Here is a 9,577-nt window from a genome sequence, read left to right on the forward strand (position 1 = left end):
AGGTCGTGGGCAGCCGCGAAAGAGAGCGTCCAACCCGGGCACCTAAACCGAGCCTGGCCGGGCGCCGGTCCTGGGTCAATGAAACAAGTAGCCGCTGATAGTGCGCGTGGTCGGCCGGTCGCTCGGTTGGCATCGATGGTTGCCGTCGCGGCGCTGTCAGGGGTTTGGGGTCGGGTGCGGCGGTGATCTTGCGGCTTGGCCTCGCGGCCGGCCTCGGGGTCTACCATCGCGTGGTGACCACTCCTGTGGAGCGATCCTCCGATGTCCCGACCGTCCATGTCCGGGTGCAGGAGGCTCTGCGGCTATTGGCCAAGCATGCCTACAACACCGCAAGCGGTCCCGCCGAGTCGTCCCCGGTGTCGGAGCCGGAGGTGCCCCGGGCGGGCAGGCACTGACGCCCGGGTCTGTCGCATTAGGTATTCGACCGGCGTGGTCGCGGTGATGTCCGTGGTGGTCGAGCGGTCCCGCGGTCCGGGCGGGGCCAGCGCTCGGCCGGCGAAATCGTCTGAGAGGTGAGGACGAGCCTGCCGACGCCTGGTCGATGGCACCGCCGGAAGCTGGCGGTCGACTCGAACCGCTCATCGCCCTACCTGCTACTCGGCCGACTCACCGATCGAGTCGTCGCCCGTGGGCTCCCACGGAACCGCCAGGCTGACCCGGGTCCCTCGCCTGATGATGACCCGACACCGCCACACACAACGGGACGGCCGCACCCTGAAGCGAAATGCATCAGGGAAACGCCCTGCAATGTAACCCACCAAACGGGTGAGCAAACCACCATCCGATACTCACAGTGACGAAGCTTTGAGTAGTCGCCGGGTCGCCTTGGGTGTTTTCCGTCGGGGGAGCGGCACAGGAGCAGTAAGCGGCCCACAGTGGATAGACAACACAGGCCGTGGACTGCGTTTCCGCAGGTCACGGCCTTGATCATTGTGCGCCCGAAGGGACTCGAACCCCTAACCTTCTGATCCGTAGTCCGAAGTTCCGATAGTTGATTTCGCTATCGCTGGGTGCGGATTTGTGGCTGGCGCCTCGCAGGAGATGAGACAGGATCTCTGGACAGCTCTGGTGGAAGGTTGCCGTTCTGGCCGGTTTTCGTGCGTGGATGTTGACGGAAAGCGCCGGCGCCGATGCTGTCGGCGGTCGCGGGACGGGCCCCAGCTCACCGGCGGCGCCCTGTGGGTTCGCGGAGCCGGCGAGTCTCGCGCGGTCGCCGTTGGTCTCGCGTGATGTCTGTTGTCAGCTCGGCAGCCGAGCAACCATGGAGCAACACAATCGCGCCGCCAGGGGGCCGGTCGCCAGCATGCCTCTGGGCCGTGGTCACGGTCCGCTCACGTCCTACTGAGTAGACCATGTGGGCGCAGGCGTCACCGCGGTGCGCCGACCTGTCCGGTGTGCCGGTGCGAGTCAGTACGGGTCTGTGGATCAGCGACGGTAATGCTCGGCGACGGTTGGCGGCCGAGACCCGGTGGGCCGACCTGCCGGTGGCGGCACGGCCGGACTTCGCCTCGGGCAACGCCAGCGAGGACGGCTTCGCCGAGTCGCTTCAGACCCCTGCACCGGTCCGGGTCGAGCTCTGGAGGCTGGCTTGTGGTTGACCCCCACCCCCAAGAGCTGGCGGCCCTCGGTACGGCTGGCTGGGCACGGATCTTGGTGGAATCATCGATAGCCCAGCCAAGACAGTCGTCACCACAACCGCCGCGATACTCGCCCTCCTCGACCGAGCTCGCCGTGGCCGGTCCGCGCCTGCTATACGGGGAAAGGGGGGCCTGCTGGCATCTGGTGGCCCGCGCCGGCCAGCTGGGACTACCCACCAGCATCGGCCTGGAAGACACGACCGTCGGCCCCGACCGTCCGGGCACATCGCGACCGATCTGGAGAGCGGGTGGCTCCCCATGGTCGGCACGGCCGGGCAGCTACCGGCATCGTGTCGGCCGGGGGGCTCACCCGTCCTAAGGCGCCCGGTCATACCCGCCAGAGACGCTGCTCCACCCGGCGCCCGGCTCTTTCGCTCAGTCGTTGTCGCTGGGTTCCCGATGGGCGGCGAGGTCATCGAGGACCAGCAGATCCTGGCGAATCTGACCTGATCGGTACACTGCTCGGCCGACCATGTGCGCCGCGACCGGCGCAGTGGCCAGCTGGAACGCCCCCACCAACACCAGCGTGGTGATGTCGACCGTGGTGCGCAGCCGCAACGCGGTCCCGGTGAGAATCAGCAACAATCCGAGGATCTGCGGCTTGGTCGCCGCGTGCATCCGCGACAGCAGGTCCGGGAATCGAAGCAAACCCACTCCGGCGGCCACGCTCAGTAGGGCTCCGCTGATCAGGCAGGTGGCAGCCAGCACGTCGGCGACAACGTCGAGTCGCATCATTTGCTCCGGGAGTGGAAGCGGGCGAAGGTGATTGAACCGATGAACCCCAGGATGGACAGCCCGACCAGAGCTGGCAAGGCGGTGGGATCCTTGCTGTAGGCGGCCTCGACAGCGATCGCGCCGATGGCGATCGCCAGCAGCGCGTCCAGAGCGACGATCCGGTCCAGCGCGGTCGGCCCGTGTACAATCCGCACCAGCGCCAGGCCGAGGCCTACAGATAAGAGCACCGCCACGATCGAAGCTACTGTCGTCACGTCAACCCTCTGTCTGGCTCGGAGTGGATGGCGGCGGTTCGCTAACCCGTCTGATTTCGTCGGCCGACCCGATCGCCTGGATGATCCGTGCCTCCACGCCGTACATGCCGGCGCGGTGTCGTTCGACGTCAAGTCGGTCCCGCACCGGGAAGACATGCATGAAGAGGATGCTGCTCTCACGGTCAGTGTCGACGATCAGACTGCCGGGAACCAGCGACAGCGCCTCGCCGGTAAGAGTGAGGTTCAGGTCCGAACGCACCCGAAGCGGCATCCCGATGATCGCGCTGCGCCCCTCCTGGCCGAAGCGAAACGCCTCCCGGGCCAGCTGCGCGCTTGCCACCAGCAGGTCGACAGCCAACCGCCCGCCGAACCGGAGGATGCCGAACGGACGTAGGCGGCCGCCGAAGCTTACCGGCGGCAGCGGGAACACCACGAGGATCACCACGGCCGCCAGGAGCCCACCGATTACGGTCAACCAGGACAGCACACCCCACAGCAACACCCAGATCGTCACCAGGACGGTGAGCGCCAGAAGCCGGTCGGTCCAGCGGGTCGGCCTCACGGCGTTACCCCCCGCTCCACTGCCTCCACGTACGGAGTGCGCGACAGCAGGTCGGTGGCTGCGTCGGCGCTGAAGTCGAACAATGGCCCGGCCACAAGGGTTAGGCCCACACCGACGACAACGAGGACCAGCGTGGGCGCCATCATCATCACCGGTAGCACCGGGGTGCTTGCGCCGGCGTCGCTGGCGGCTCCGGGCATCCGTGGGGGCGGCGCCCGCCAGAACGCCAGGTTCCAGACTTTCGCGGTGGCGTAAAGAGTGAGCAGGCTGGTGATGGCGCCGCCGGCAACCATCGTCCAGGCGATCAGGCCGCCGTCAACGACGCCGGCTTCCAGGAGCGCGACCTTGCCCAGGAAGCCGGAGAACGGCGGGATACCGGCCAGGTTGAGCGCCGGCACAAAGAACAGAACCGCGAGCAGGGGGGCGAGTCTGGCCAAACCGCCAAGCCGGTTGAGCGAGGTGGAGCCGCCGTACCGCTCGATGAGACCGACGACCAGGAACAGCGTCGTCTGGATCATGATGTGGTGGACGACGTAGAAGATGGCGCCGCTGAGCCCGGCCACCGACCCCAGGCCCACCCCGAACACCATGTACCCGATGTGGCTGATGAGCGTGAACGACAGCAGTCGCTTGATGTCAGACTGGGCCACCGCTCCGAGAATTCCCACTAGGAGCGTGAACAGGGCGACCACCATGAGGATTGTAGCGACCCGGCCGCCGGGGAACAGTAACGTCTCAGTGCGGATGATCGCGTAGACGCCGATCTTGGTCAGCAGGCCGGCAAACACCGCGGTCACCGGGGCGATGGCGGTCGGGTAGCTGTCCGGCAGCCAGGCCGACAGCGGGAAGACCGCGGCTTTGATACCGAAGGCCAGCAGCAACATTCCCTGCAGCGTCAGCCGCAGACCCTGCGGCAGCATGTCCAGCCGCTCCACCAGCTGGGCCAGGTTAAGCGTTCCTGTGGCCGAGTAGACCAGCCCGATGGCGATGAGGAAGACCACCGACGACAGTAGACTCACCACGACGTAAGTCGTGCCGGCGCGGATGCGGTTTTCGGTGCCGCCCAATGTCAACAGCACGTAGCTGGCTGCCAACAGGATCTCGAAGCCGACGTACAGGTTGAACAGGTCACCAGAGAGGAACGCGTTGGTCACGCCCGCGGTCAGGATGAGATACGTCGGATGGAAGACCGACACCGGAGCCTGCGACGCACCGTCAGCCAGGCCTTGGCCGATCGAGTAGATCAGTACGCACAGCGTCATCGTGGTCGATACCACCAGCATCAGCGCGGCCAGTTGGTCGGCGACCAGGACGATGCCCAGCGGCGCTGGCCACGCGCCGACGGCGACGACCAACGGCCCCTTGACCGCTGTCGTAACTAGGAGGGCGCCGGAGACCGCCAACGTCAGCCCGAGCACCGTCATGCTGACCAGCCGCTGAACCCGCGGCGCTCGGCTCATCATGAGGGTCATCGCCGCGCCAAGCAGCGGAACGACCACCGGCAGCGGGACTAGCCAGGTCACTGGCGCCTCCGGGGGGTCACGTTCACGTCGGGCAACGCGAGCGTGGCTGGATCGACATCCTCGGTGTCCGGACCCTCGTCCAACGCCGCCAGGCGCATGATGCGCTTGTCCTCGACATCGTCCTGGGCCTCGTCGTGGCCAAGCAGAACCCAGCTGCGGTACGCCACGGCGAGCAGGAACGCGACCATCCCCAAGGTGATGACGATGGCGGTCAGGATCATGGCCTGGGACAGTGGATCGCTTATCTGGTCCGGCGGCGTGACTCCCACGATGGGTGGCCCACCTGCCCGCCCGCCATGCAGGATCAACAGGTTGACGCCGTTCCCCAGCAGGGTCACGCCGAGAATCACCCGAGTAAGGGTGCGTTCCAACAGCAGCGAGACGCCGCTGGCGACCAGCACGCCGATTACGATCACGTAGAGCAAATTCGGGCTCATTCAGGTTCCTCCGTGCTCCGCTTGCCCGGCCCTCTGATCGCGTTCGTGCTGCCGGTCCACTTCGTCGCCGAGGCTCCGTAACAGCTCCAGCCCGACGCCCACCACGACTAGGTAGACCCCGATGTCGAAGAACGTCGAGGTCACCAGGTGCAGGTCGCCGATCACCGGGAGGTGGACGTCCAGCAGGGCGCTCTGTAACACCTCGCCACCGAGCGCCATCCCGGCAATGCCGGTTCCCACGGCGACGAACAAGCCAGCGCCGAGCACCAGACCCGCGTCGACCGGGGCGGCCAGGTTGAGCTCCAACCGGCCGCCGGCCAGGTAACGGAGGGCCAATGCCAGGGCGGTGACCAGCCCGCCGGCGAAGCCACCGCCCGGTGTGTTGTGCCCGGTGAACAGCAGATATAGCGAGAACAGGACGATGATGTGGAACAGGAGCCGGGTCACCACCTCCAACACCGGCGAGCGCAGCGTGGCCTCGACGGTGTGCCCCGCCGTCAACCACACCTCCCCCTGGCGCGGCGGTCGAGGCGGCCGGGCCCTGGCACTGGGTCTGGGGCCGGTGAGGTAGACCAGGCTCGCCACCCCCGTCGCGGCAACCACCAGCACTGCGATCTCGCCCATGGTGTCCCAGGCGCGGATGTCCACCAGCGTCACGTTCACCACGTTGTTGCCGCCGCCAAAGTCAACGGCGGCGTCCGGAAACGCGGCGGAGATCCGCGGGAGCCTGGGCCCGCTCGCCGCGGCGTACGACATGGCGGCGACGGTGGCGCCGACGACTACGCCCAAGGTGATCCGTCCGCGCCGGCTCGCCAGCAGGGGTCGTTCCGAGAAGCGTGGAGGGAGGCGCCGTAACACCAGCACGAACAGGACCATCGCCAGCGTCTCCACCAGGAACTGAGTCAACGCCAGGTCTGGGGCGCCATGCAGGATGAACAGTCCTGCCGTCGCGTACCCGGTGACGCCGACGAGGATGACCGCGGTGAGCCGGCGCTGGGCGCGGGCGGCGAAGACGGCCGCGACCACCAGCACCGTCGCCGGCACCAACTGGACGGGGGTGTCCCAGAACCGGAACTCCGACGTCCATGCGACGGTCGTCAACATCACCGTCGCGCCGATGGCCACCATCACCACCAGGATCACGCCGAGGTAGAAGGGCAGCGACCCCCGCTGGGTGATGCCGGTGACCTCGACGGCGAACCGGTCGAGAAGCGCCATGGCCCGGTCGTAGACCGCCCCGCCGGTCAGCCGCGGCCAGCGCGGCCCGGAAGCTTGCCGCCGGCGCCCGGAGCGGAAGACGACGAGGCCGAGCGCCACCGCCACGGCGCTGAGCCCTAATGCCGGAGTGAAGCCGTGCCACAGCGCCAGCTGGTAATCGTCGGCGTGGACCCCGAAGGCGCGCGCGTACGGCACCAGCAGCGCATTCAATGAGCCGGCCAGCAGGCCGACAGCGAGGCCAGCCGTGGCCAGGACCGCCGGCGCGACGAGAAAGCCCGCCGGGATCCGCCGGAGCGGACGCGGCTCGGGGGTGTCGCGGTCGCTGAACGCGCCCCACACGAACCGCGCGCTGTAGGCGACGGTGAGTGTCGATCCGGCCACCACGACCGCCAGCGTGCCCAGACGCAGCCAGCCCCCGCCACCGAGCGAGTCGAGCACCGCTTCCTTGGCGACGAACCCCGCCAGCGGCGGCAGACCAGCCATGGACGCTGTGGCCGCGACGGTCACCGTAGCCAATGCTGGCGCCCGTCGCCGGAGGCCGGTCAGTTCGCGCAGGTCGCGGGTGCCGACGCTGCGGTCGATGATGCCCACGACCAGGAACAGCGGTGCCTTGAACAGCGCGTGGGCCACCATCAGCACCACACCTGCCAGGGCGGAGTTCCGCGTGCCGACGCTGAAGACCACCATCAGTAGCCCCAGCTGGCTGATGGTGCCATAGGCGAGCAGGAGTTTGAGGTCGTGTTGGCGAAGCGCGCCGACCCCACCGGTCAGCATGGTCACAGCCCCGGCGACCAGCAGCGTCGGCTGCCACCCCGGAACCTGCGAAAGCGCCGGCGCCAGCTGGGCCACCAGGAACACCCCCGCCTTGACCATGGCCGCGGCATGGAGATAGGCGCTGACGGGTGTGGGCGCAGCCATCGCCGCCGGCAGCCAGAAGCTGAAGGGGAAGATCGCTGATTTGGACAGCGCCCCGACCAGGATCAGCGCCAGCGCGGTGGCCAGGTAGCCGCCATCAGGCAGGTCGTTGGCGATCTGGGACCACCGGTAGCTGCCGGCGTGGGCGCCCAGAATGAGGAAGCCCACAAGCATCGCCAACCCGCCCAGGGTAGTCACCAGCAGTGCCTGCATTGCTGCCCGGCGACTGGGACGCCTAGTTGCCTCGTACCCAATGAGGAGATACGAGAAAACGGTGGTCAGTTCCCAGAACACGTACAACAGCAGTAAGTCGTCGGAGAGGACTAGGCCGAGCATCGCGCCGGCGAACCCCACGAACAGCCCCGCGAACCGAGCCACGCCGTGCTCTGCGGCGGGAAAATACCAGGCGCAGTAGACCAGCACCAGCGCGCCCACCCCGCAGACCAGCATGGCCATCACCCAGGAGAGCGTGGTCAGGCGCAACGCCAGATCCAGGCGCGGTTGGGCAATCCAGGGATATGCCTCGACCAATACGGCCCCGTCGCGGACCGCTCCTGCCTTGAGCGCCAGCCATCCGAACCCTGTGGCGGGAACGACGGCAAGCAGCCCGAAAGCGGGCCGCCCGAGCCAGCGGGCCAGCCATGGCGCTGACGCGGCCGCGAACAGGTGCAGCAGCAGCAGCTCCAGCACGCCTGGATCCGATCCTTTCCCTCACACCACGCGGTACGCGCGCTCAGCCGTCCCGGGCGAGCAGCTCACGTAGGGCATCCAGTCCGGCCGCCTGGCCAACCGCGACGGCCGTGTCGCCGGCCTCGAAGCGGAACTCGGGACCCGGCGACGGCAACACTTGGCCGTCACGGCCGACCGCGATGATGAACGCTCCGGTGCGGGTCCGGGCGCGGCTGTCCCCAATGGTCCGCCCGACGTAGGGGGAGTCTGCGGCGATGGGGAAGCGGATCACCTCGACGCCCTTGAGCTGGCGCTCCAGCTCCACCACGTGGTCGATGGTCACCGGCAGGTCAAGCAACTCTGCGACGGTCCGTGCCTCTTCGGCGGTGAGGGTCAGCGTGCCGACGGAGCTCTCAGGGTCCGCGGGGTCGTACAGGACCAGCTCGCGTTCGCCGTCGGTTCGCGCGACCACGCCGCCACGCTGACCGTTCTCGGTGGTGAAGGCGTAGGACAAGCCGACGCCTAACAGCGACGTACGCTCCAGGTCCATCTGCCCTCCCGCGGATGTGTCAACACGCCGTCGTGGCGTTGGCGAAGTAGGCGAAGTATCTTCCAGCTTATCCGTTCCGCCACGCTCCCGCGACCTAGCTTGTTCTTTAACCTTTGCGCTGCTTGCGGGCGGTGATGCTGAGGTCGCGTTTGATGGTTTTGCCGACGTCGTGGTGGGGTGCGGGCCGGCGGTTGCGGGAGCCGGCTGGGCGTCCGGGGCCGGGTCGGCTGGGTTTCGGTGCGCTGGCGGGCAGGGCGGTGGTCGGGCGGATGTTCCGAAACCCGCGGCGGACGCGCGCGGGTGTGAGCCGCCCGGGCGGTGTCGGGCGTTCCCAGGGGCGGCGTAGGTCGGCGGCGAGTGGCCGGGCCAGGCGGAGTTGGTTGTAGGCGGCGATGATTAGCCAGGTCCAGCGGTCGCCGGCGGCGGGGGTGCGGATCTTGGGTCGGGTCCAGCCGAGGGTCTGTTTGAACAGCCGGAAGGTGTGTTCGGCGTCGAAGCGGCGCAGGAACGTCTGCCACCAGCGGTCGATGGCGGTGGCGGTGGCGTCGGCCGCGGAGCACCACAGCCACACCGGTTTCGGGTCGCGGTCGCCGGGCAGGTGATCGACGGTCAGCCGGATCAGGGTGCCTCGATGACAGGTAGGTCACTGTCAAGCCCCGGGTTTGATGGAGAGTGGGTTATCTGGTTTCCAGGGTTGCGGTGATCGGTTGGGTCATCGCGTGTAGGGCCTCGTGTTCGGCGGGTGGGGTGTGGTCGAGTTCGCCGTGGAGGCGGCGGTTGTTGTACCAGTCGATGTACTCGACGGTGGCGATTTCGAGGTCGTGGAGGCCACGCCAGGGTCCGGTGTTGCGGACGAGTTCGGCCTTGTAGAGGGAGTTGAACGCTTCGGCCATGGCGTTGTCGAAGGAGTCGCCCTTGGAGCCGACGGAGGCGACCGCGCCGGCCTCAGCGAGGCGTTGGGTGTAACGAATAGCCCTATATTGGGCGGGTTCAACTGGTCGATGCAACACCGGGTGGTTTGAGTGAGCGTAGTTGCTCTTCGAAGACCTCGGCGGGTGTCTTCCAGTTGAGGACCTT

At 67.7% G+C, this 9,577-nt stretch carries 10 protein-coding genes and 1 pseudogene; 2 read left to right on the forward strand and 9 right to left on the reverse strand.

Annotation, left to right across the window (positions count from 1 at the left end):
* The first annotated feature begins 233 nt into the window (after positions 1-233).
* Together ABD287_RS17695 and ABD287_RS17700 are read left to right on the forward strand one after the other, a co-directional pair.
* Complete coding sequence (locus ABD287_RS17695) at positions 234-395, forward strand: hypothetical protein (protein ID WP_344174543.1); 162 nt, start codon at positions 234-236, stop codon at positions 393-395.
* 1,005 nt (positions 396-1,400) lie between these two features.
* Positions 1,401-1,598 (forward strand): hypothetical protein, encoded by a 198-nt coding sequence (locus ABD287_RS17700; RefSeq protein ID WP_344174546.1) that lies wholly within the window; start codon positions 1,401-1,403, stop codon positions 1,596-1,598.
* Positions 1,599-2,012: 414 nt separating this feature from the next.
* Here the strand turns inward: ABD287_RS17700 and mnhG are convergent, their stop codons facing one another.
* From mnhG to ABD287_RS17745, 9 genes and pseudogenes are all read right to left on the reverse strand, one after another.
* On the reverse strand, positions 2,013-2,369 hold the full coding sequence (gene mnhG, locus ABD287_RS17705) for a monovalent cation/H(+) antiporter subunit G (RefSeq protein WP_344174548.1): 357 nt from the start codon (positions 2,367-2,369) through the stop codon (positions 2,013-2,015).
* The gene (locus ABD287_RS17710; RefSeq protein ID WP_344174551.1) at positions 2,369-2,599 is read right to left on the reverse strand and encodes an MrpF/PhaF family protein; all 231 of its coding nucleotides are present in this window, start codon (positions 2,597-2,599) and stop codon (positions 2,369-2,371) included. Before ABD287_RS17710 ends, mnhG begins: the two co-directional genes overlap by 1 nt.
* A 28-nt stretch (positions 2,600-2,627) precedes the next feature.
* On the reverse strand, positions 2,628-3,188 hold the full coding sequence (locus ABD287_RS17715) for a Na+/H+ antiporter subunit E (RefSeq protein ID WP_344174553.1): 561 nt from the start codon (positions 3,186-3,188) through the stop codon (positions 2,628-2,630).
* Positions 3,185-4,711 (reverse strand): Na+/H+ antiporter subunit D, encoded by a 1,527-nt coding sequence (locus tag ABD287_RS17720; RefSeq protein ID WP_344174555.1) that lies wholly within the window; start codon positions 4,709-4,711, stop codon positions 3,185-3,187. The genes ABD287_RS17715 and ABD287_RS17720 overlap by 4 nt, the downstream gene beginning before the upstream one ends.
* Positions 4,708-5,148 (reverse strand): Na(+)/H(+) antiporter subunit C, encoded by a 441-nt coding sequence (locus tag ABD287_RS17725; protein ID WP_344174557.1) that lies wholly within the window; start codon positions 5,146-5,148, stop codon positions 4,708-4,710. Before ABD287_RS17725 ends, ABD287_RS17720 begins: the two co-directional genes overlap by 4 nt.
* A complete protein-coding gene (locus ABD287_RS17730) occupies positions 5,149-7,971 on the reverse strand; it encodes a Na+/H+ antiporter subunit A (RefSeq protein WP_344174559.1) in 2,823 nt (940 codons plus the stop codon).
* 43 nt (positions 7,972-8,014) lie between these two features.
* A complete protein-coding gene (locus ABD287_RS17735) occupies positions 8,015-8,500 on the reverse strand; it encodes a cation:proton antiporter regulatory subunit (protein ID WP_344174561.1) in 486 nt (161 codons plus the stop codon).
* Between the two features lie 106 nt (positions 8,501-8,606).
* Positions 8,607-9,128 (reverse strand): annotated as a pseudogene (locus ABD287_RS17740) (NF041680 family putative transposase); the annotation flags it as partial.
* 49 nt (positions 9,129-9,177) lie between these two features.
* Positions 9,178-9,507: an integrase core domain-containing protein gene (locus ABD287_RS17745; protein ID WP_425565664.1), complete on the reverse strand. Its 330-nt coding sequence runs from the start codon at positions 9,505-9,507 to the stop codon at positions 9,178-9,180.
* Between the last annotated feature and the right edge of the window lie 70 nt (positions 9,508-9,577).

This window comes from Pilimelia columellifera subsp. columellifera, from assembly GCF_039532605.1.
GTDB lineage: Bacteria > Actinomycetota > Actinomycetes > Mycobacteriales > Micromonosporaceae > Pilimelia > Pilimelia columellifera.